The 20,688-nt window shown below is 73.5% G+C and carries 19 protein-coding genes and 1 pseudogene; 13 read left to right on the top strand and 7 right to left on the bottom strand.

Going from position 1 to position 20,688, the window contains the following annotated elements; translation table 11 throughout:
• Positions 1–29 precede the first annotated feature (29 nt).
• Positions 30–962: a hypothetical protein gene (locus tag AB1207_RS21750; protein WP_367640690.1), complete on the top strand. Its 933-nt coding sequence runs from the start codon at positions 30–32 to the stop codon at positions 960–962.
• A 12-nt stretch (positions 963–974) separates the two neighbouring features.
• Here AB1207_RS21750 and AB1207_RS21745 read toward each other — a convergent pair whose 3' ends face one another.
• Positions 975–2,135, bottom strand: a complete 1,161-nt coding sequence (locus tag AB1207_RS21745) for a YihY/virulence factor BrkB family protein (RefSeq protein WP_367640688.1) — start codon at positions 2,133–2,135, stop codon at positions 975–977.
• Positions 2,136–2,322: 187 nt separating this feature from the next.
• On the opposite strand from AB1207_RS21745, the gene glgX reads away from it, so the two are divergent.
• Genes glgX through AB1207_RS21720 form a run of 5 tightly spaced genes read left to right on the top strand, consistent with a single transcriptional unit; the run spans position 2,323 to position 10,456 of the window.
• A complete protein-coding gene (gene glgX, locus AB1207_RS21740; RefSeq protein ID WP_367640687.1) occupies positions 2,323–4,464 on the top strand; it encodes a glycogen debranching protein GlgX in 2,142 nt (713 codons plus the stop codon).
• 17 nt (positions 4,465–4,481) lie between these two features.
• The gene (gene treY, locus AB1207_RS21735) at positions 4,482–6,911 is read left to right on the top strand and encodes a malto-oligosyltrehalose synthase (RefSeq protein WP_367640686.1); all 2,430 of its coding nucleotides are present in this window, start codon (positions 4,482–4,484) and stop codon (positions 6,909–6,911) included.
• A gap of 47 nt (positions 6,912–6,958) precedes the next feature.
• A complete protein-coding gene (treZ, locus tag AB1207_RS21730; RefSeq protein WP_367640685.1) occupies positions 6,959–8,698 on the top strand; it encodes a malto-oligosyltrehalose trehalohydrolase in 1,740 nt (579 codons plus the stop codon).
• Complete coding sequence (locus AB1207_RS21725) at positions 8,695–9,351, top strand: NUDIX hydrolase N-terminal domain-containing protein (protein WP_367640684.1); 657 nt, start codon at positions 8,695–8,697, stop codon at positions 9,349–9,351. Before treZ ends, AB1207_RS21725 begins: the two co-directional genes overlap by 4 nt.
• A gap of 43 nt (positions 9,352–9,394) precedes the next feature.
• Positions 9,395–10,456 carry a HoxN/HupN/NixA family nickel/cobalt transporter gene (locus tag AB1207_RS21720; RefSeq protein ID WP_367640682.1) on the top strand — a complete coding sequence of 354 codons (1,062 nt, stop codon included), beginning with the start codon at positions 9,395–9,397 and terminating at the stop codon, positions 10,454–10,456.
• 12 nt (positions 10,457–10,468) lie between these two features.
• Here the strand turns inward: AB1207_RS21720 and zapE are convergent, their stop codons facing one another.
• On the bottom strand, positions 10,469–11,530 hold the full coding sequence (zapE, locus tag AB1207_RS21715) for a cell division protein ZapE (RefSeq protein ID WP_367640680.1): 1,062 nt from the start codon (positions 11,528–11,530) through the stop codon (positions 10,469–10,471).
• Positions 11,531–11,683: 153 nt separating this feature from the next.
• Between zapE and AB1207_RS21710 the strand changes: the two genes are divergently transcribed.
• The 4 genes and pseudogenes from AB1207_RS21710 (at position 11,684) to AB1207_RS21695 (ending at position 14,492) form a co-directional block, all read left to right on the top strand.
• The gene (locus AB1207_RS21710) at positions 11,684–12,598 is read left to right on the top strand and encodes a sulfurtransferase (RefSeq protein ID WP_367640679.1); all 915 of its coding nucleotides are present in this window, start codon (positions 11,684–11,686) and stop codon (positions 12,596–12,598) included.
• A gap of 53 nt (positions 12,599–12,651) precedes the next feature.
• Positions 12,652–13,074, top strand: a complete 423-nt coding sequence (locus AB1207_RS21705; RefSeq protein WP_367640764.1) for a SufE family protein — start codon at positions 12,652–12,654, stop codon at positions 13,072–13,074.
• 71 nt (positions 13,075–13,145) lie between these two features.
• Positions 13,146–13,736, top strand: a pseudogene (gene ribA / locus AB1207_RS21700) (GTP cyclohydrolase II); the annotation flags it as partial.
• 3 nt (positions 13,737–13,739) lie between these two features.
• Positions 13,740–14,492, top strand: a complete 753-nt coding sequence (locus tag AB1207_RS21695; protein ID WP_367640677.1) for a RibD family protein — start codon at positions 13,740–13,742, stop codon at positions 14,490–14,492.
• Between the two features lie 22 nt (positions 14,493–14,514).
• Here the strand turns inward: AB1207_RS21695 and AB1207_RS21690 are convergent, their stop codons facing one another.
• The 3 genes from AB1207_RS21690 to AB1207_RS21680 are packed head-to-tail and all read right to left on the bottom strand — an operon-like array spanning position 14,515 to position 17,324.
• Positions 14,515–14,943, bottom strand: a complete 429-nt coding sequence (locus AB1207_RS21690; RefSeq protein WP_367640676.1) for a PPOX class F420-dependent oxidoreductase — start codon at positions 14,941–14,943, stop codon at positions 14,515–14,517.
• A complete protein-coding gene (locus AB1207_RS21685; protein ID WP_367640675.1) occupies positions 14,940–16,463 on the bottom strand; it encodes a cryptochrome/photolyase family protein in 1,524 nt (507 codons plus the stop codon). The genes AB1207_RS21690 and AB1207_RS21685 overlap by 4 nt, the downstream gene beginning before the upstream one ends.
• A 48-nt stretch (positions 16,464–16,511) precedes the next feature.
• Positions 16,512–17,324: an MBL fold metallo-hydrolase gene (locus tag AB1207_RS21680; RefSeq protein ID WP_367640673.1), complete on the bottom strand. Its 813-nt coding sequence runs from the start codon at positions 17,322–17,324 to the stop codon at positions 16,512–16,514.
• A gap of 41 nt (positions 17,325–17,365) precedes the next feature.
• Here AB1207_RS21680 and AB1207_RS21675 point away from each other — a divergent pair, with 41 nt between their 5' ends.
• Genes AB1207_RS21675 through AB1207_RS21665 form a run of 3 tightly spaced genes read left to right on the top strand, consistent with a single transcriptional unit; the run spans position 17,366 to position 19,105 of the window.
• Positions 17,366–17,872, top strand: coding sequence for a hypothetical protein (locus tag AB1207_RS21675; RefSeq protein ID WP_367640672.1), 507 nt, complete (start codon positions 17,366–17,368; stop codon positions 17,870–17,872).
• Position 17,873: 1 nt separating this feature from the next.
• On the top strand, positions 17,874–18,305 hold the full coding sequence (locus AB1207_RS21670) for a DUF2243 domain-containing protein (protein ID WP_367640671.1): 432 nt from the start codon (positions 17,874–17,876) through the stop codon (positions 18,303–18,305).
• Positions 18,302–19,105, top strand: coding sequence for a cytochrome c oxidase assembly protein (locus tag AB1207_RS21665; RefSeq protein WP_367640669.1), 804 nt, complete (start codon positions 18,302–18,304; stop codon positions 19,103–19,105). Before AB1207_RS21670 ends, AB1207_RS21665 begins: the two co-directional genes overlap by 4 nt.
• Here the strand turns inward: AB1207_RS21665 and AB1207_RS21660 are convergent.
• Together AB1207_RS21660 and AB1207_RS21655 are read right to left on the bottom strand one after the other, a co-directional pair.
• Entirely contained in the window at positions 19,102–20,169 is a 1,068-nt protein-coding gene (locus AB1207_RS21660) for an SPFH domain-containing protein (RefSeq protein WP_367640668.1), read from the bottom strand. The two genes, AB1207_RS21665 and AB1207_RS21660, sit on opposite strands and share 4 nt — an antisense overlap.
• A 19-nt stretch (positions 20,170–20,188) precedes the next feature.
• Complete coding sequence (locus AB1207_RS21655; RefSeq protein ID WP_367640666.1) at positions 20,189–20,683, bottom strand: NfeD family protein; 495 nt, start codon at positions 20,681–20,683, stop codon at positions 20,189–20,191.
• Positions 20,684–20,688: the final 5 nt, after the last annotated feature.

Genomic DNA, 20,688 nt, shown 5'->3' with positions numbered 1-20,688 from the left:
ACCACCCCCGATCCGAGGAGTTCCCTGCTGTGCGCGCGCTCGACCTGCTCCGCCTGTCCACCACGAGCTCGACGCAGCGTGCCCGACCGGCCGGGGCCCCCGGGGGTTCCCTGGTCCGGCGGGCCCGTGGCGCCCTGACGACCGCCGCCACGACGGTGCGCACCGACGTCCCCCGCCGTCTCGACGAGCGGACGACGGAGGCCGCGCTGGCGGGCTTCCTGACCGACTACGTCTCCGACCGCGAGGAGAAGGCTGCGGACGGCAGCGGGCACGCGCTCCGCTTCGCCGCCCGCAACCCGCTCTCCACGGCGGCCGCGGTCGTCGCGGTCCTGCGCTTGCCGACCCTGCCCGCCCGGCTGGGGACCGGCCCCGCGGCCGACGTCCTGCGGCGCACGCTGCTGACCCGTCACCTCGGCGGGCTGCCGGTGGCCTCCACGGGCGTCGCCGTCCTCGACGTCCCGGCGGACCCGGCGGAGTACGTCGTCGGAGCCAACCGGCAGACGCTGCGCCGCAAGGTCCGGGCCGCCCAGAAGAAGGGCGTCGGCTGGCGCGTCGTGGACGACCCCGCCGAGCGGCGCCTCCTCGTCGAGCGCGCCAACGCCGCCGAGCAGGTCCACGCGGACACCCAGTACCGCAACGCGGCGCCGGACAACGCCGACCTGCTCGAGCACGACCTGTGGCTGGTGGCGACCGACGCCGAGGGTGAGCCGATCATGCTGTCGGTCACCCCGGTGGACGGGGAGTGGGGGCTGCTGCGCTACTTCCGCACGCTCGGCGCCTCCCCCGCGCACAGCGACGCCCGGTACCTGCTCATGCCCGCCCTCGTCGACGCGCTCGCCGCGCGCGGCGTCCGGTACCTCACCGACTCCACCCCGCCGCCGCAGCTGTCCAACGGCCTGCGCCACTTCCAGCGCATGGTGGGCTACCGCTACGCGCGGGTGAAGGTCACCGACCGGGCCTGACCCGAGCGTCCCTCACGGGACCCAGCGCCGCCGCTCGGCCGCCTGCACGCGGGCGTCCTCCCGGGCGGCGGCCTTGGTCGGGTCCGGCCACACCCGGTCGACGGCGGAGTTCAGCGCAGCCCCGATGAGCACGGCGATGGCCAGGAAGTAGAACCAGATCAGCACCACGATCGGCGCGGCCAGCGGCCCGTAGATCGACGTCGAGGCGCCGGCGACGGAGAACGACAGCGCGCGGCGCAGCACCCACGAGATCGCCAGCCACCCCAGCAGGGCCAGCAGCGCCCCCGGCACGTCCCTCGTCCACCGGGAACGCACCGGGGTGGCGAGGTGGTACAGGCTGGCCAGGCAGAACACGGAGAGCACCAGGACGACGGGCCAGTACAGCGTCGTCAGCCAGCGCAGGTGCACCGGGAGCCACTCGCCGAGCAGCTGCGGGCCGATGAGCACCAGCGGCACGACGACGACTCCCACGAGCAGCGCCACGAGGTACGTCGACAGCGACAGCAGCCGGGTCCGGACGATCCCGCGGTGCCCCCCGAGCCCGTACATGATCGCGATCGTGTCGACGTAGACGTTGAGGGCGCGCGATCCGGACCAGACGCTGAACGCGAAGGCGAGGACCGTCAGGTCGGCCCGTCCTCCGGTGGTCACCGAGTCGAACGTCGGCAGGATGACGTCGGAGATGGCCTGGGACGTGAAGAAGGCCTCGGTCACGCGCGTCAGCTGCCCCCGGGCGGCGTCGACGTCCTCAGCGCCGAGCCAGCGGCCCAGGTAGCCCAGGCTCGCCACGAGACCGAAGACGAGCGGCGGCAGCGACAGCAGGGCGAAGAACCCGCCCTCGGCGGCCAGCCCCGTGACGCGGAACCGCATGCAGGCCTCGACGGTGCCGACCGTCAGTGCGCGCACGTCGCGCCACGCCTGCCGCAGTGCGTGCCACGCCCGGAGGACGAGCCGCCGCCGGGACGGCCGGACCAGGACGGTCACCTCCGGGGCCGGCTCCTCGCCGGTGCGCTCGAGCGTGGCTCCGTCGGTGTCCACCCCGCTGCCGACCTCGTCGGTGTCCAGGGCGCCGGGGCTCGCGGTCGCGTCCTCCGAGCGGGCCACGTCCATGGTCTCCTCGTCGCTCTCCTCGTGCCGGGGCTGCCCACCCGGACGGGAGGGGTCCTCGGGCACCCGTCCACCGTAACGGGCCACCACGTCCCCGGCGGACCGCCACTCCGGCACCGGCCGGCAGGACCACCCGGCGGGACGAGCGCTCCCGGGAGGTGGCGGGGGGCGTCTACCGACATGATGACCACGCACGACCGCAGCACCACCCACCGACACGACGACCTTCGAGACCGCTGGAGGGACTCCCCCGATGCAGATCTGGCCCGGACGGCCCTACCCCCTGGGCGCCACGTACGACGGCGCCGGGACGAACTTCGCCCTCTTCTCCGAGGTCGCCGAACGGGTCGAGCTGTGCCTCATCGACGCGGACGGGACGGAGCACCGTCTCGACCTCCCCGAGGTCGACGGCTTCGTCTGGCACGCCTACCTGCCGGGTGTCCAGCCCGGCCAGCGGTACGGCTACCGCGTGCACGGCCCGTTCCACCCCGAGAGCGGCGCGCGCTGCCAGCCGGAGAAGCTCCTGCTGGACCCGTACGCCAAGGCCGTCGAGGGGCAGGTCGACGGCGACGAGTCGCTGTTCAGCTACCACTTCGACCGCCCCGGCGAGGTCAACGACGACGACTCGCTCGGGCACACCATGCTCTCGGTCGTCGTCAACCCCTACTTCGACTGGGGCAACGACCGCCGGCCCGGTCACGAGTACCACGAGTCGGTCATCTACGAGGCCCACGTCAAGGGCCTGACGATGCAGCACCCGGACGTGCCCGAGGAGATCCGCGGGACGTACGCGGCGATGGCGCACCCGGCCGTCATCGAGCACCTCACGTCGCTGGGCATCACGGCCGTCGAGCTCATGCCCGTGCACCAGTTCGTCCAGGACACCCACCTCGTGGACAAGGGCCTGACCAACTACTGGGGTTACAACACGATCGGCTTCTTCGCGCCGCACAACGCCTACTCCTCCACCGGGCAGCAGGGCCAGCAGGTGCAGGAGTTCAAGTCGATGGTGCGCGCGCTGCACGAGGCGAACATCGAGGTCATCCTCGACGTCGTCTACAACCACACGGCCGAGGGCAACCACATGGGCCCGACGCTGTGCTTCCGCGGCATCGACAACCAGGCGTACTACCGCCTCGTCGACGAGGACAAGAAGCACTACTTCGACACCACGGGCACGGGCAACTCGCTGCTCATGCGCTCCCCGCACGTCCTGCAGCTCATCATGGACTCGCTGCGGTACTGGGTCACCGAGATGCACGTCGACGGCTTCCGCTTCGACCTCGCCTCGACCCTGGCCCGCCAGTTCCACGAGGTCGACCGCCTCAGCGCGTTCTTCGACCTCGTCCAGCAGGACCCGGTCGTGAGCCAGGTCAAGCTCATCGCCGAACCCTGGGACGTCGGCGACGGCGGCTACCAGGTCGGCGGGTTCCCCCCGCTGTGGACGGAGTGGAACGGCCGCTACCGCGACACCGTCCGCGACTTCTGGCGCGGGGAGCCCAAGACCCTGGGTGAGTTCGCCAGCCGCGTCAGCGGCTCCTCGGACCTGTACGAGCACTCGGGGCGCAAGCCCATCGCCAGCATCAACTTCGTGACGGCCCACGACGGCTTCACGATGCGCGACCTCGTGTCGTACAACGACAAGCACAACGACGCCAACGGCGAGGGCGGGGCCGACGGCGAGAGCCACAACCGGTCCTGGAACTGCGGCGTCGAGGGCGAGACGCAGGACGAGGAGATCATCGCGCTGCGGGCCCGGCAGCACCGCAACCTGCTGACGACGCTCCTGCTGTCCCAGGGCGTGCCGATGATCCTGCACGGCGACGAGCTCGGCCGGACGCAGGGCGGCAACAACAACGTCTACTGCCAGGACAACGAGACCTCCTGGATCGACTGGAAGCTCGACGCCCCCCAGCGCGAGCTGCTGGAGTTCAGCCGCCGCGTCGTCGCTCTGCGCCGGCAGGAACCGGTGTTCCAGCGCCGCCGGTTCTTCGCCGGGGAGGCCGGGCACGGCGGGGAGTCCGAGGTCGGGGACATCGAGTGGTTCGCCAACGACGGCCGCGAGATGACGGACGCCGACTGGGGCGACGCCTCGAACCGCACGGTCATGGTCTTCCTCAACGGGGAGGCCATCCCCGAACCGGACCGCCGCGGTGAGCGGATCGTGGGCGACTCGTTCCTGGTGCTCTACAACCCCTGGCACGAGACCGTCGAGTTCACGCTGCCCGAGAAGGCGTACGGCGACGACTGGCGACCGCGCCTGGACACCGCCGACGACCAGGTCGGCATCGTCTCCATCTTCACCGAGGAGTCGGCGTTCTCGCCGGGCGCCAAGCTGCCCGTCGCCGCCCGCTCCGTGCTCGTCCTGGCCCGTGAACCTCTGGGAGACAAGTGACGTACCGTCCCGCGGTGGTGCCCACCGGCACCTACCGCCTGCAGATCCAGCCCGCGTTCACGTTCGACGACGCGGCCGGGCAGGCGGAGCACCTCGCCGCCCTCGGGGTCTCGCACGCCTACCTGTCCCCCGTGCTGGCCCCGGCGACGGGGTCCACGCACGGGTACGACGTCGTGGACCACTCCCACCTCAACCCCGAGGCCGGCGGGCGGCCCGCCTTCGACCGGCTGACGCAGGCGCTGCGTGCGGCCGGCCTCGGCGCGGTCGCGGACGTCGTGCCCAACCACGTCGCCGTCCCGACGCCCGCCAGCGACAACGCCCAGCTGTGGTCGGTCCTGCGCGAGGGTCCCGGCTCCCCGTTCGCGTCGTGGTTCGACGTCGACTGGTCGGTGCCGGACCGGGCCATCCTCATGGCCGTCCTCGGCCAGCGCATCGGCCAGGTGCTGGCGGCCGGGGAGCTGTCCCTGGACCGTTCCGGTGACGAGCCCGTCCTGCGCTACTACGACCACGTGTTCCCGGTCCGGCCGGGCACGCAGGACCTGCCCCTGGAGGAGCTGGTCGACCGCCAGTGGTACCGGCTGGCGCACTGGCGGGTCGCCGACGAGGAGCTGAACTACCGGCGGTTCTTCGACGTCGACACCCTCGCCGCGGTGCGGGTCGAGGACCCCGAGGTCTTCGACGCGACCCACCGGCTCCTGCTGGACCTCGTCCACGACGGGTCCCTGCAGGGCCTGCGCATCGACCACCCGGACGGCCTGGCCGACCCGCGCGGGTACCTCGAGCGCCTCGCGGCCGCCACCCGCCGGGGTGAGGCCAGCGCCTGGGTCGTCGTGGAGAAGATCCTCGAGGGCGACGAGCTGCTGCCGGTCGACTGGCAGTGCGCGGGCACCACCGGCTACGACGCCCTGCAGCGCATCGGAGGCGTCTTCCTCGACCCCGCCGGCGCCGAACCCCTCTCCACCGCCTACGCCGCGGTGACGGGGACGAGCACCCCGTTCGCGGCCGTCGTGGAGGAGGCCAAGCGCGAGGTCGTCGAGAACGGCCTGTACGCCGAGGTCCACCGCCTGGTGGAACTGCTGGCGGGCATCTGCCACGACGACGTCAACCTGCGCGACCACACCCGCCGCGGGCTGCACGAGGCCGTCGTCGAACTGCTCGTCGCGGTCCACCAGTACCGCGCGTACGTCGTGCCCGGCGAGACCGCTCCCGAGGACGCCGTCGCGGTCCTCGACCACGCGGCGGCCGCCGCCCGCACCCGGCTGCCCGCCGAACGCCACGACACCCTCGCGGTCGTCGTCGACCTCGCGCTCGGCCGGGTCGGCGGGACGGACCCGCGCGCGGCCGAGTTCGTGGTCCGCTTCCAGCAGACCTGCGGCCCGGTCATGGCCAAGGGCATCGAGGACACCGCGTTCTACCGGTGGTTCCGGTTGAGCTCGCTCAACGAGGTGGGCGGCGACCCGACGCGGTTCGGCACCTCGCCCGAGGAGTTCCACGCCTTCGCGGCGCGCCTGGCGCGGGACTGGCCCGCGACCATGACGACCCTGTCGACGCACGACACCAAGCGCAGCGAGGACGTCCGGGCCCGCCTGTCGGTGCTGTCGGAGTTCGCCGACGAGTGGGCCGCCGCGCTCACCACCTGGCGCGACCTGGCCGCCGAGCACCGCAGCGCCGAACTCGACGCCCGCACCGAACTCCTGGTGTGGCAGACGGTCTTCGGCACGTGGGGTACCGGCGGGCCGATCGCCGCCGACCGCATGCTGGCGTACCTGCAGAAGGCCACGCGCGAGGCCAAGGACCACACGACGTGGACGTCGCCCGACGAGGCCTACGAGGCGGCCGTCGAGACGTTCGCGACCGGGGTGCTGGCCGACGAGGCGGTGCTGGAGGCGGTCGGGGAGTTCGTCGCCCGCACCGGTGAGGCCGCCCGGGTCGCCGTCCTCGGGCAGAAGTTCGTGCAGCTGCTCATGCCGGGTGTCCCCGACGTCTACCAGGGCACCGAGGTCGTCGACCTGTCCCTCGTGGACCCCGACAACCGCCGGCCCGTCGACTACGCCGACCGGCGGCGGCGCCTGCGGGCGCTCGACGACGGCTCGGCACCGGCCGACCTGGACGACGAGAAGCTGCTCGTCGTCTCGCGCGCGCTGCGCGTGCGGCGGGACCACCCCGCGGCGTTCGTGGGCGGGGAGTACTCCCCCGTGCCGACGTCCAGCGGGAACGCGCTGGCCTTCGCGCGGGGCGCGGCCGAGGCCCCCGACGTCGTCGCCGTCGCCACCCGGCTGCCGGTGTCGTTGCAGCGCAACGGCGGATGGGGCGAGAACACCCTCACGCTGCCCGAGGGCCGCTGGCGCAACGTGCTGGCGGGCGACGCCGTCGTCGGGGGTGGTTCGGTCCGCATCGCCGACCTGCTGTCCGACCTCCCGGTGGCACTGCTGGTGCGCGCCGGCTGACGAGCCCTCCGGTCGCCGGGCGCCCGCACTTCGGACAGGCTGTGGCCATGCAGTTCGGAGTGTGGGCGCCGCGCGCGCGTGAGGTGGAACTCGTCCTCGACGGGACGGCGGTGGCGTTGCAGCCGACCGGGTCTCCCCGGGAGGGGTGGTGGTCGGCCGAGGCCGACGCGGGGCACGGGGCGCGGTACGCGTTCCGCCTCGACGGCGGCGACGAACGGCCCGACCCGCGCACGGGGTGGCAGCCCGAGGGCGTCCACGCGGCCAGCGCCGTGGTCGACCCCTTGACGTTCACCTGGACCGACGCCGGCTGGGCCGGCCGGGACGTGCACGGGGCCGTGTTCTACGAACTGCACGTGGGGACGTTCACGCCCGAGGGGACCTTCGCCGCGGCCACCGCCCACCTCGACCACCTCGTCGACCTTGGCGTCGACGTCGTGGAGGTGCTGCCCGTCTCGGCGTGGGACGGGCCGTGGAACTGGGGGTACGACGGTGTCGCCCCGTACGCCGTGCAGCACGAGTACGGCGGTCCCGACGGGTTTGCGGCCTTCGTGGACGCCTGCCACGCACGGGGTCTCGCGGTCGCGCTCGACTGCGTCTACAACCACCTCGGTCCCAGCGGGAACTACCTCGGCGAGTTCGGCCCGTACTTCACCGACAAGCACGACACCCCGTGGGGCGCTGCGGTCAACCTCGACGACACCGGGTCGGTCGAGGTCCGTCGCTGGATCTGCGACAACGCCCTGCGCTGGTTCCGCGACTTCCACGTCGACGCCCTGCGCCTGGACGCGGTCCACGCCCTCGTCGACGACTCCGAGCGGCACGTCCTGCAGCAGCTCGCCGACGAGACCGCGGAACTGTCGGCGCAGCTGGGTCGGCCCCTCGGCCTGGTCGCCGAGTCCGACCTCAACGACGCCGTCATGGTGACCCCCACCGCGCAGGGTGGGCGCGGCATGACCGCCCAGTGGGACGACGACGTCCACCACGCCCTGCACGCCTGGCTGACCGGTGAGCGGCAGGGGTACTACGCCGACTTCGGGGACCCCGAGGTCGTCGCGACGACGTTCCAGGAGGCGTTCTTCCACGCCGAGCGGTTCTCCACCTTCCGCGGGAAGGAGTGGGGCAGGAAGGTCGACCGCTCCGCCGTGCCGGGGACCGCGTTCCTGGGGTACCTGCAGACGCACGACCAGGTCGGCAACCGGGCGGTCGGCGACCGGATCGGTCACCTGCTCTCCCCCGCCCGCCAGGCCGCCGGCGCCGCCCTGTACCTGCTCGGGCCGTTCACGCCGATGGTGTTCATGGGTGAGGAGTGGAACGCCTCGACGAAGTGGCAGTTCTTCACGAGCTTCCCCGACCCCGAGCTCGGCAAGGCCGTCAGCGAAGGGCGTCGCGGGGAGTTCGGGCAGCACGGCTGGGACGCCGAGGACGTGCCGGACCCGCAGGACCCCGCGACCCGTGAGGCCTCCGTCCTGCGCTGGGACGAGGTCGGACAGGACGGCCACGCGCGGATGCTCGCCTGGTACCGGACGCTGACGGGCCTGCGCCGGTCCGTCCCGGCCCTGGCGGACGCCGACCTGCGCGCCGTCCGGGTCGACGTGCAGGGCAACGCGCTCGTCCTGCACCGCGGCGACCACCGGGTCGTCGTGACCCTCGGCGGCGGGGCGGACGTCGACGTGGAGGGCACCCCGGTCGAGGTCGTCGCGGCCTGGACCGAGGGGGCGGACCCCGAACTGCTCGGCGAGGGCGTGCGGACACCCTCCGAGGGTGTCGTCGTCCTGCGCGTCGCGTGAGCGACCCCGACGCCCCGGCCGACCGCGTGCGCCGGGCCGCGGTGCGCATCGCGGCGCTGGCCCAGGACGGGCTGGCCTACGCCGTCGGCGACCCGGGCAAGGACTACGACGCGGCCCGCTACCGGGAACTCACCGAGCTCGCGGCCGACCTGCTCGCGGCGGTCTCGACGACCCCGCGGGACGTCCTGCGGGCGGTGCTGGACGCCGACACCGGGTACGCGACGCCGAAGGTCGACGTGCGGGCCGGCGTCCTGGACGAGCGCGAGCGGTTCCTGCTGCTGCGGGAGCGCTCCGACGGTCTGTGGTCGCTGCCCGGCGGCTGGGCCGACCCGGGCGACCGGCCCGGCCCGGCCGCCGAGCGCGAGGTGCTCGAGGAAACCGGCTGGCCGGTCGAGGCCGTCAAGGTCGTCGGGGTGTGGGAGCGCGACGCCCGCGGCAAGCAGCCGCCCATGCCGGTGAGCGTCTTCCACCTGTACTTCCTGTGCCGGGTCACGGGCGAGCGGGTGCCGCCGAGCGAGCTGGAGACCCTCGAGGTCGGCTGGTTCGGGTTGGACGAGCTGCCGGAGCTGTCCGAACGCCGGATCAACCGGTGGGAGCTCGAGCGCCTGCTCGCCCACCACCGCGATCCCACGCTGCCGACCGAGTGGGACTAGTCTCCGCTGTTGCAAGTCATCCGCAACAGGCTGGAGCTCCCTCGTGCGCTGGACCCGCGTCGACACGCGCAAGCTGCTGCGCCTCCTCGGCGTCGTCCTGGCCCTCCACGTCGTCGGGTGGGGCGTGCTCGGCCTCTTCGTCGTCCCGCACGGCTACTCGGTGGGGCAGCAGGTGTTCGGCTGGGGCCTGGGCCTGACGGCGTACGTCTTCGGCGTCCGGCACGCGTTCGACGCCGACCACATCGCCGTCATCGACGGCACGACGCGCAAGCTCACCGGCGACGGCCAACGGCCGTTGTCGGTGGGGTTCTGGTTCTCCCTGGGGCACTCGACCGTCGTGTTCGCGATGGCGGTCGTCGTCGCGACGGGGGCCCGGTTCGCCTCCTCCCTGGTCACCGACGGGTCCGGGGCGCACGACGCGCTCGGGGTGTTCGGCACCTCGGCCGCCGGGGTGTTCCTGTGGGTCATCGGGCTGGTGAACCTCGTGTCGCTGGCCGGCATCCTGCGGACCGCGCGGCGGCGCCGGCGCGGGGAGATCGACGACGCGGCCCAGCAGCAGCGCCTCGCCCTGGACGGGGCGTTCGCGCGGGTCCTGCGCCGCTTCACCGCCCGCATCCGTTCCCCGCGGCAGGTCTACCCGGCCGGCCTGCTCATGGGGCTGGGTTTCGACACCGCCACCGAGGTCGCCCTCCTCGTCCTCGCGGGGACCGCGGCCGTGACCCTGCCCTGGTACGCGGTCCTGGTGCTGCCCGTCCTGTTCACCGCCGGCATGAGCCTGTTCGACACCCTCGACGGCGCGTTCATGAACCTGGCCTACGACTGGGCGCTGACGAACCCGTTGCGGCGCCTGGCCTACAACGGCGTCGTGACGGGGGTCTCGGTCGCCGTGGCGCTCGGCATCGGGACGGTCCAGCTGACGACCGTCCTGCACGAGGAGCTCGGCCTCGGCGACGCCGTGACGACCTGGGTCGCGGGCCTGGACACCGAGTACGTCGGGTACGCCGTCGCCGGGCTGTTCCTCGCGGTCTGGATCGCGGCCCTCGTCTGGTGGCGCGCCACGAACCGTCCGGCGAGCCCGCGGCGCGCGTCCCACGAACCCGTCTGAGGAACTCCCGGGTCAGCCCGCGAGCGCGGCCCCGTCCCGGGCCAGGGCCGACAACCGCGACACGGCGCGCAGGTACTTCTTGCGGTAGCCGCCGCCGAGGAGTTCCTCGGTGAAGACGCTGTCGAACGGCACACCGGAGGCGACCACGGGGATGTCCCGGTCGTAGAGGCGGTCGGCCAGGACCACGAGCCGCAGCCCGACCATCTGGTCGCTCACCGTGCCGACGTCCTGCAGGCACACCGCGGACGTCGAGCCGACCATGGCGCCGTACCGGCTGGGGTGGACGTCGGCGAGGTGGGACAGGACGCGCGAGAACGTGTCGAAGGTCGCTCCCTCGCGGCCGGCCGCCACGCGGCGCACGTCCTCGTCGGACAGGGGCGCCGGGGCGGCGGGCAGCCCGCGGTGGCGGTAGTCCTCGCCGTCCACGCGCTGGACGGCGAACTGGCCCGCGAGCGCCTGGATCTCGCGCTGGAAGTCCTGCGCGGCGAAGCGGCCCTCCCCCAGCGCCCCCGGCAGGGTGTTGGACGTGGCGGCCAGCCGGACCCCGCGGTCGACGAGTTCGCGCATGAGCCGGGACATGAGCACCGTGTCGCCGGGATCGTCGAGCTCGAACTCGTCGATGCACACGAGGTGGTGCGGTGCGAGCGCCTCGACGGCGGGCAGGAAGCCGAGCGCTCCGACGAGGTTCGTGTACTCCACGAAGGTGCCGTAGGCCGCCGTCCGGCCGCCCTCGGTGACGACCTGGTGGTACAGCGAGGACAGCAGGTGGGTCTTGCCGACGCCGAAGCCGCCGTCGAGGTACATCCCGGGCGGGCCGGACGGGGCGCTGCGGCGGCGGAACAGGCCCTTGCGCCCGGAGTCCCCGCGCACCACGGCCTCGCCGAACGCGGACATCCCGGCGACGGCCTCGGCCTGCGACGGGTGCTCCGGCGAGGGGACGTAGGTGGAGAAGCGCACGTCGGCGAAGCGCGGCGGCGGCACCAGCTCGGCGACCAGCTGTTCGGGCGGCACCCGGGGGTTGCGGTCGGCGAGGGAGTCCAGTCCGGCGTCGGGCCGCGGGGGGGAACCGGTCACGACCGGCCAGCGTAGTGAACAGGCGCCGGCGGCGCCCGGCAGGTCTGGCAGGATCACGACGCTGGCGGGAACGAAGACCGCGCCTCCTCGGTTGAACGGGGAGCCGCGGTGGCCCGGACCGCCACCGCCCGCCGACCCGCTGGAGGACCGACCGTGAGCACGCCGCTGGACACCGACGCCAAGCTCGCCGCCTACGCGCACCCGGAGAAGCTCGTGACGACGGCCTGGCTGGCCGAGCACCTCGGCGAGGAGGGCCTCGTGGTCGTCGAGAGCGACGAGGACGTCCTGCTGTGGGACACGGGCCACATCCCCGGCTCGGTGAAGGTCGACTGGCACACCGAGCTGAACGACTCGGTGACCCGCGACTACGTCGACGGCGAGGGGTTCGCCCGCCTGATGGCGGCCAAGGGCATCTCCCGCGACGACACCGTCGTGGTCTACGGCGACAAGAACAACTGGTGGGCCGCGTACGCCCTGTGGGTGTTCACGCTGTTCGGCCACCCCGACGTGCGCCTGCTCGACGGCGGGCGCGCCAAGTGGATCGCCGAGGGCCGCGAGACCACGACGGAGGCGCCGCAGCGCCCCACGACGCAGTACCCGGTCGTCGAGCGCGAGGACACCGGGATCCGCGCGTTCAAGGAGGACGTCCTCGCCCACGTGCAGGCGCCCGGCGGCGGCAAGCTCGTCGACGTCCGCTCCCCGCAGGAGTACACCGGCGAGCGCACGCACATGCCCGACTACCCCGAGGAGGGGACGGTCCGCGGCGGCCACATCCCGGGCGCCGACAGCGTCCCGTGGGCCCGCGCGGCCGCCGAGGACGGCACGTTCAAGTCGCGCGAGGAGCTCGAGGCGATCTACCAGGGCGAGAAGGGCCTGTCCCCCGAGGACGACGTCATCGCCTACTGCCGCATCGGGGAACGGTCGAGCCACACCTGGTTCGTCCTGTCCCAGCTCCTCGGTTTCGGCCAGGTCCGCAACTACGACGGGTCCTGGACGGAGTGGGGCAACGCGGTGCGCGTCCCCATCGCGAAGGGGCCCGAGAAGGGTTCCGTCGGGACGTCCGCGTGAGCGGCTCCCCCGACGACCTCGACCCCGCCCCGACCGCCGGGTTGCCGGCGTCGATGGCGGAGATCGTCGAGGACTTCCAGGCCCTGCCGGACCGGGAGCGCCTGCAGCTCCTGCTGGAGTTCAGCCAGGGTCTGCGGCCGCTGCCGGCCGAGTTCGAGGGGCACCTCGAGAAGATGGAACGCGTCGACGAGTGCCAGTCGCCCGTGTTCATCTCCGTCGAGGTCGACGGCCAGGACGGCGGCGCCCCCGTGCACCTGCACGTCTCGGCGCCGGCGGAGGCGCCGACGACGCGGGGTTTCGCCGGTGTGCTGCAGGAGGGTCTCGACGGCCTGCCCGCGCAGGTCGTGCTGGACCTCCCGGGGGACGTGTGCCACCGGTTGGGTCTGGACCAGGCGGTCTCCCCCCTCCGGATGCGGGGCATGACCGGGATGCTGGCGCGGGTGAAGCGCCAGGTGAGGGTCGCGACCGCGACCTGACGAAGGGAACGCACGTGACAGATCTCCAGGAGTCGAACAGCGAGCTGCTGGGGCACCACCCGTCGTTGCCGGTGGTCCGGGTCGGTGAGGCGACGTTGCCGACGACCTCGGGCACCTTCCGCGCCGTGGCCTACCGCCAGGCGGACGGAGCCGAGCACCTGGCCCTGGTGACCGGGGAGGTCGGGGACGGCCACGAGGTCCTCGTCCGCCTGCACTCCGAGTGCATGACCGGTGACGTGCTGGGCTCGTTGCGCTGCGACTGCGGTCCGCAGCTGCACGCCGCCCTGGACGCCGTCACGGCGCAGGGCCGCGGCATCGTCCTGTACCTGCGCGGGCAGGAGGGCCGGGGCATCGGCCTGGCGGAGAAGATCGCCGCCTACGCCCTGCAGGAGCAGGGGCGGGACACCGTCGAGGCCAACCTCGACCTGGGGCTGCCCGTCGACGCGCGCGACTACACCGGCGCGGCCGCCGTCCTGCGCGACCTCGGGGTCCGCGACGTCGAGCTCATGACGCACAACCCGGTGAAGGTCGAGGCGCTGGAGGCGCACGGCGTCCCCGTCGTGCGCCGGCGGGACCTGCCCGTCGCGCCCACGAGCGACAACCTGCGCTACCTGCGCACCAAGCGCGACCGGATGGGGCACCGCCTGCCCGGGGTGGGCTGAGCGGTGACCGTCGACGCGCGACCCCCTGCGGGGGCGGCCGGGTCGAGGGGGCCCACGGACCGGGACGACTGGGACGCGCTGCTGCGGCTGGCGCGCGAGGACGACCCGGTGCTGGTCGCGGCGGGCCTGCGGGCCCGGGCCGGTGGTGCGCTCGTGGACCGCTACGCGCCGATGCTGCTGGCGGGCCGGCGCGGGGTCGTCGCCCAGCTCGGCCAGAGCCTCGACGGCTGCATCGCGACGGCGTCGGGCGACTCCGCCTTCGTCACCGGGGACGCCGACCGGGAGCACCTGCACCGGTTGCGCGCGCTCGTGGACGCGGTCGTGGTGGGGCCCGGCACGGTGGACGCAGACGACCCGCAGCTGACCGTGCGGGCCGTGAGCGGGCCCAACCCCGTCCGCGTCGTGCTGGACCCGAGGGACAGCCTGCGCGACCGCGCCGTGCTGGCCGACCCGGCGACGGTGCACGTCCGCGGTGACGTCGCGCGCGACCCGTCCGCCGTGCTGGCCCTGCTGCGCGAGCGGGGTCTGCGGCGGGTGCTCGTCGAGGGCGGCGGCGCGACGGTCAGCCGGTGGGTCGACGCCGGCCTCGTGGACCGGCTCTTCCTCACCGTCGCCCCCCTCGTGGTCGGCCGCGGCGGCCGGCGGGGACTGGCCCTGCCCGACGTCGAGCCGCTGCGGGACTGCCTGCGTCCCCCCGCCCGCCGGCACCTGCTGGGCGAGGACGTCTGCTTCGAGCTGGACCTGCGCCCCGGCTGACCCGGTCGACGTCGCGTCGCGGTCAGCCGGTGACGGTGAGGGCCACCGCGACGCGGCGGCCCGTCATCCGACCCCGGCGCTGCAGGAGGGACTCGACCTTGCCGAACACCTGGAACTGCAGTCCGTACTTGTCGGCCAGGACCCGCTCGACCTCCGGCAGCCGGTCGTCGGGCAGCACCTCCGCGGTCCCGTCGACGGGACGCCCGTGCGGTGTCCCGCGCCGGCTGCACGGGGCCAGCAGGACGTGCGGGTCACGACGGATGCGCTTGACCTTCCCCGTGCTGTCCTGGGTCACGAGCACGAGCCGGCCGTCGCCCAGCGGGGCCGCCCACACGGGCGTCGGCACCAGGCGCCCGTCCTTGCGGAACGTCGTCAGCAGGACGTACGAGGTGGCCGCGAGCAGTTCCGCCACCCGGTCGGTCCGGTCGGCCTGGTCAGCACGGTCGGTCACGGTGGACCACTCCCTCTCTCGGCTTCCTGGTGCAGCACGCCGTCGAGGTCGCGCAGCCGGTTCAGGCCGCGCAGGGCCTGCGTCATCCGCCGGTTCCCCTCGAGCTGCTCGCGGTGCCCCGCCAGGAAGTTCCAGTAGCCGGCGGTGAACGGGCAGGCGTCCTCGCCGACCCGCACCTTGGGATCGTAGCGACAGCCCCCGCAGAAGTCGCTCATCCTGTCGATGTACGCGCCGCCGGAGGCGTAGGGCTTCGTGGCCAGCACACCGTGGTCGGCGTGCTGGGACATGCCGACCACGTTCGTCGTCATGACCCAGTCGTAGCCGTCGACGAAGTTGCGCCAGAACCAGTCCGCGAGGTCGGCCGGGTGGTAGCCCCGCTGCAGGCCCCAGTTCCCCAGCACCATGAGTCGCGGGATGTGGTGCACCCACCCCTCGTCGCGGACACCGGCGAGCACGTGGTGCAGGCAGTTCGCCTCGACCGCGTCGGCGTCGAGGTCGGCGAACCACTGCGGCAGCTCGGTGCGGGCGCCCAACGCGTTGCGCCGCTTGTAGTCCTCGCCCAGGTGCCAGTACAGGTGCCAGGTGTAGGAGCGCCACCCGACGACCTGCCGGACGAAACCCTCCACCGAGGCGAGCCGGACGTCGTGGGCGCGGCCGTGCTCCTCGGCCTTGCGGGCGACCTCGACGGGGTCGAGCAGACCGAGGTTCATCGGCGCCGACAGCAGCGAGTGCGACATCCACGGGTCCTGCGCCATCATCGCGTCCTCGTAGACCCCGAACTGCTCGAGCCGGTCGGTGAGGAACCGCCGCAGCCCGCTGAGCGCCTCGCGGCGCGTCACGGCGAACCGCCGGGGTCCGTCCACGCCGGTGAACTCCACACCCTCGTCGCGTTCCCAGCGGTCGAGGTCGGCGCGGACCTCCTCGTCGATCTCGTCCTCGGTCGGCCACCAGGGTTCGCGGACGTCGAGCGCGGTCCGCTTCTTCGGCGGACCCTCGCGGTTGTCGTGGTCGTAGTTCCACGTCCCACCGACGGGCTTCTCGCCGTCCATCAGCAGGCCGTGGTGCCGCCGCACGTCGCGGTAGAAGTCCTCCATGAGCAGGCGCTTCTCGCCGCGCTGCTCGGCCCAGTGCGCGAACTGCCCCTCGGAGACCACGAAACCCCGCGAGGCGAGGACCTCGACGTCCTCGAGCCGCCGGACGAAGCGCCGCGCGACGTAGGAGGTGGGGTCGCAGACGCTGACGGGTTCCCCGCACTCGGCCAGGCCCTCGCGGTAGGTGCGGGCCCGGACGAAGACGGCCTGGTCCCCCAGCTCGGCGGCCCGGTGCCGCAGGGCGGAGAGGATGAGGTGCGCCTTGCGGCGGTGGAAGCGGCCGCGGCGGAACACGTCCACCGACTCCACCAGCAGCACCGGCTGGCGCGGGGCGTCGAGGAAGTGCGGGCCGAGCTGGTCGGCGAACAGCCAGCGCCGGGTCTGCGGGGACCGTTCCGGCAGCGGCGTCGGCTCGTCAGGGGTCGGCACGACCTCACTCTGACGAGCACCGGCCCCGTCGGCACGTCGGAACGGGCCTCAGAACCAGGCGGTCTCGCCCCGCTCGACGCAGCGCACGACCGATCCGAGCCCGCGCCGCCCCATCTCGGCGGTGAAGTCGGACCGGGGCGAACGGAAGACCCCGTAGTCGTCGTGGTGGACGGGGACGGCCGCGACCGGCCGGACGAGCTCGACGAGGTCGGTCCCGGCCACACCGTCCATCGTGACGACCAGGCCCCGCGGCGACCCCGGCGGCAACGTCGTGCCGCCCAGGTGCAGTACGGCGAGGTGCAGGTCGGGGAAGCGGACGGGCAGCTCCCGCAGCTCCGGCACGACGAGCGTGTCCCCCGAGACGTAGACGCGGCGCTGCACGGGTCCCCCCACAGCCCCGAACTCCAGCACGCTGCCCATGACGGGTGGGAGCAGCGCCCGCAGCGGGCCGCGGGCGTGCCGGCCCGGGACCGCCGTGACCCGGACCTGCTGCCCGCCGGCGACGAGGACGCGGTCGTCCCAGGTCCCGAGGCCGTGCACGTCCTCGAAGCCGTACCGGCGTTCGAGGCGGGTGCGCGCGTGCGGCGTCGTCAGGACGGGGACCGTCGCGTCCAGCCCCCGACGGGCGACCCGGTCGAGGTGGTCGCCGTGCAGGTGCGACAGCACGATCCCGCTGAGCGGCGGGAGGTCCTCGACCGCGAGCGCCGGCTCGGTCCGCCGCCGAGACGCCATGCCCCAGCCCAGGTACGCGTACTGGCCGGCGTGCAGGAAGTTCGGGTCGGTGAGCAGCGTCAGCGGTCCCCACCGCAGCAGGACGGTGGCGGTGCCGACGACGGTGAGCGCGAGGCGGGGGCTGTCCACGCCGGGGGGTTACCCGCCCCGGGCCCGGGTAGTCGCCCCGTGTGGACGAACCCGCCCCGCACGACCTGCTGACCGTCTACCTCGGCGACCACCTGGCCGGGGCGAGCGCCGGCCGGGCGCGGCTGGCGAGGGCCGCGCGCGCGCACGCTGGCACCGGGACCGGGCGGGCCCTCGCAGCGCTGCACGCCGAGGTCGTGGAGGACCGGCGAGAACTGCTGCGGTGGATGCGGGTCCTCGGCGTGCCGCGGCGGCGGCACCTGCAGGTGCTGGCCACCGTCGCCGAGGCCCTGGGAACCCTCAAACCCAACGGGCGCCTCGTGCGGAGGTCGCCGCTGCGCACGGTCGTGGAGCTGGAGGGGCTCCTCCTGGGGGTGGAGGGCAAGGCCGCCGGGTGGCGCAGCCTGCAGGAGCTGGCCGACGCCGGTGGTCCGCTCGGGTCCCGGCTGGACGCCGACCGCCTGGACGTCCTCCTCGACCGCGCGGAACGGCAGGCCGACGTCCTGGAGCGGTTGCGCCGCAACGCCGTCCGCGACGTCCTGGCCGGTTGACGTGCGCGGCCGGTCCCTGGTGGCGGGTCTGCTCTGCGGAGTGGGGCTCGCGGGGTTCCTCGACGAGGTGGTGTTCCACCAGCTGCTGCACTGGCACCACTTCTACGACCGGTCCACGAGCACGGTGGGGCTGGTCTCCGACGGCTGGTTCCACGCGGGCAGCTGGCTGGCGACCGTCGCGGGGTTGTTCGTCGTCGCGGACCTGCAGCGGCGGCACGCGCTCGCCGGGCGGCGGGTGGCGGCCGGTGTCCTGCTGGGCTGGGGCGGGTTCCAGCTGTACGACGGCCTGGTGCAGCACAAGGTGTTCGGGCTGCACCAGGTGCGCTACGGCGTGGAGCTGTGGCCCTACGACCTGGCGTGGAACCTGACCGGGGCGCTGGGGGTGCTCGCCGGCGTCCTCCTGCTGGTCCTGCGGCGGCGGCGCCGCACGTGACCTGGACCGCGCTCCTCGTCCCCGCGGTGCTCCTGCCGGCCGCGTACCTCGGCGCCGAGCACGTCCTGCACCGCCGGGGCGACGCCTGGCCCGTGACCCGCAGCGGTGCGGCGCTCGCGGCGGGTGCGCTCCTGGCGGTGACGGCGCTGTGGCCCGGGAGCGGTGACCTCCGCGTCGCCGAGACCGTGCGGCACCTGCTGGCGACGATGGCCGCGCCGGTCCTGTTCGCGCTGTCCGGTCCGGTCGCGCTCACCCTGCGGGTGCTCCGCTCCCGGCCACGGCGAGCGCTGGTGCGGCTCCTGCACGGCCGGTGGGCGCGCGCCGTGACGTGGTGGCCGGTCGCGACGGTCCTCGCGGCGTCCGGCGCCCCGCTGTTCTACCTGGCGCCCGTCCCGCACGGGCTGCACGCGCCGCTCATGGTCCACATGGCCCTCGCGAGCTGGCTGCTCGCGACGGTCGTCGCGGGTCCCGACCCCGCGCGGGGACGACCCGGGACCGTGACGAGCACGCTCGCCCTGCTCGTCGTCGCCGCCGTCCACGGGATCACGGCCAAGCTCTGCTCCGCGGCCGGCGCCGGACCGGCCGCGGAGCTGCTCTTCGTCGGAGGTGACGTCGTGGAGGTGGGGACCGCCGTCGCCGTGTGGTCGCGGTGGTACCGGCGGACCGCGCCGCGTGCCGCGCGCTCGACCCGAGGGACCGTCACCGACGTCCGTACGGGATGTCTGCAGGCCGGCCCCGGGAACGGGGGTCAGGGGGCCCAACAGGGGTCGGCGTGCAGACATCCCGTACGCGGCGGCTAGTCGTCCTTGCTGAGGCGGGTCGCGCCCTCGGCGTCCCGCGCGGCACCGGCGGCCTCCTCGCGGGCGCGCTTGAGCGCCTCGGCCGGGTCCTCCAGGACGACGTCGGGCAGACCGGCGTCGTGGGCAGCGTCGTGGGCGGAGTCGCCGTCCTGGGCCTCGCGGCGGCGCGGCGCGGCGGCGTCGGGGCCCCCGTGGGCGGAGAACATCGACCCGAAACCCTTGAGCGCGTCGTTGAGTTCGCTGGGGACGATCCAGACCTTGTTCGCGTCGCCGCGGGCGATCTGCGGCAGCGTCTGCAGGTACTGGTAGGCCAGCAGCTTCGGGTCCGGGTCGCCGCGGTGGATGGCGTCGAACACCTGGGTGATGGCCTTCGCCTCACCCTGCGAGCGCAGGATCGCGGCCTGCGCCTGACCCTCGGCCCGCAGGATCGAGGACTGCTTCTCGCCCTCGGCCGTGAGGATCTGCGACTGCTTGGAACCCTCGGCGTTGAGGATCGCGGCGCGCCGGTCGCGTTCGGCGCGCATCTGCTTCTCCATCGAGTCCTGGACGCTCGCGGGCGGGTCGATCGCCTTGAGCTCCACGCGGTTCACGCGGATCCCCCAGCGTCCGGTCGCCTCGTCGAGCACCCCGCGCAACTGACCGTTGATCTGGTCGCGGCTCGTCAGGGTCTGCTCGAGGTCGAGAGACCCGATGACGTTGCGCAACGTCGTGACCGTGAGCTGCTCGATGCCCTGGATGTAGTTCGCGATCTCGTACGTCGCCGACTTCGGGTCGGTCGGCTGGTAGTAGATGACCGTGTCGATGCTGACGACGAGGTTGTCGGACGTGATGACCGGCTGCGGCGGGAACGAGACGACCTGTTCGCGCAGGTCGACGTTCGCGCGCACCTTGTCGATGAACGGCACGAGGAAGTGCAGCCCGGCGTCCAAGGTCCGTGAGTACCGCCCGAGGCGTTCGACGATGACGGCCGTGGCCTGCGGGACGATCCGGATCGTCCGGATGATCACCGTCACCGCGAACAGGATGACGAGCACCAGGACGATCAGGGTCACGACGTTGTCCATCAGCGTTCCTCTCGGTCCATCAGGGACCCTCCGGGACCGCCGTCGGCGGTGGGGTCGCGGGCAAGGGGCCGATGACGGCCGTCGCGCCGTCGATCGCGGTGACGACCACGTCGTCACCGGCCGCGAACGCCGGACCGGCCGACCGCGCCGACCACGTCTCACCGGCGAGCTTGACCTGCCCGCCGCGGACCGTGACGTCGGCGAGGACGAGCGCGGGGCGCCCCACGAGCGCGGCCGCGTTCGTCGTGCCGACCGGTGGCATCCGCAACCGCCGCAGCAGGACGGGGCGGATGGTTCCGATGAGCAGGGCGGCGACGAGGGCCGCCAGGACGACCTGCCAGACGAAGCTGAGGCCGAACGCGTCGGCGGCGGCGCCCGCGAGGGCGCCGCCGGCGAGCATGGCGAAGACCAGGTCGATCGCGGTGATCTCCAGGATCCCCAGGACGAGCGCGGCCGCGATCCACAGCAGCCAGCTGCGGTCGAGCAAGGCGTCCAGGAACTCCACGGTGATCACCCCCT

Source organism: Kineococcus endophyticus, assembly GCF_040796495.1.
Lineage (GTDB): Bacteria > Actinomycetota > Actinomycetes > Actinomycetales > Kineococcaceae > Kineococcus > Kineococcus endophyticus.
Note: the sequence above shows the minus strand (reverse complement) of the source record. Positions and strands in the feature narration are given on the sequence as shown.

What these genes read in the sequence shown, in the direction of transcription:
- glgX (WP_367640687.1), top strand. Translation starts at nt 2,323, where the DNA reads ATGCAGATCTGGCCCGGACGGCCCTACCCCCTGGGCGCCACGTACGAC.
- treZ (WP_367640685.1), top strand. Translation starts at nt 6,959, where the DNA reads ATGCAGTTCGGAGTGTGGGCGCCGCGCGCGCGTGAGGTGGAACTCGTC.
- AB1207_RS21705 (WP_367640764.1), top strand. Translation starts at nt 12,652, where the DNA reads ATGGCGGAGATCGTCGAGGACTTCCAGGCCCTGCCGGACCGGGAGCGC.
- AB1207_RS21660 (WP_367640668.1), bottom strand. Translation starts at nt 20,169, where the DNA reads ATGGACAACGTCGTGACCCTGATCGTCCTGGTGCTCGTCATCCTGTTC.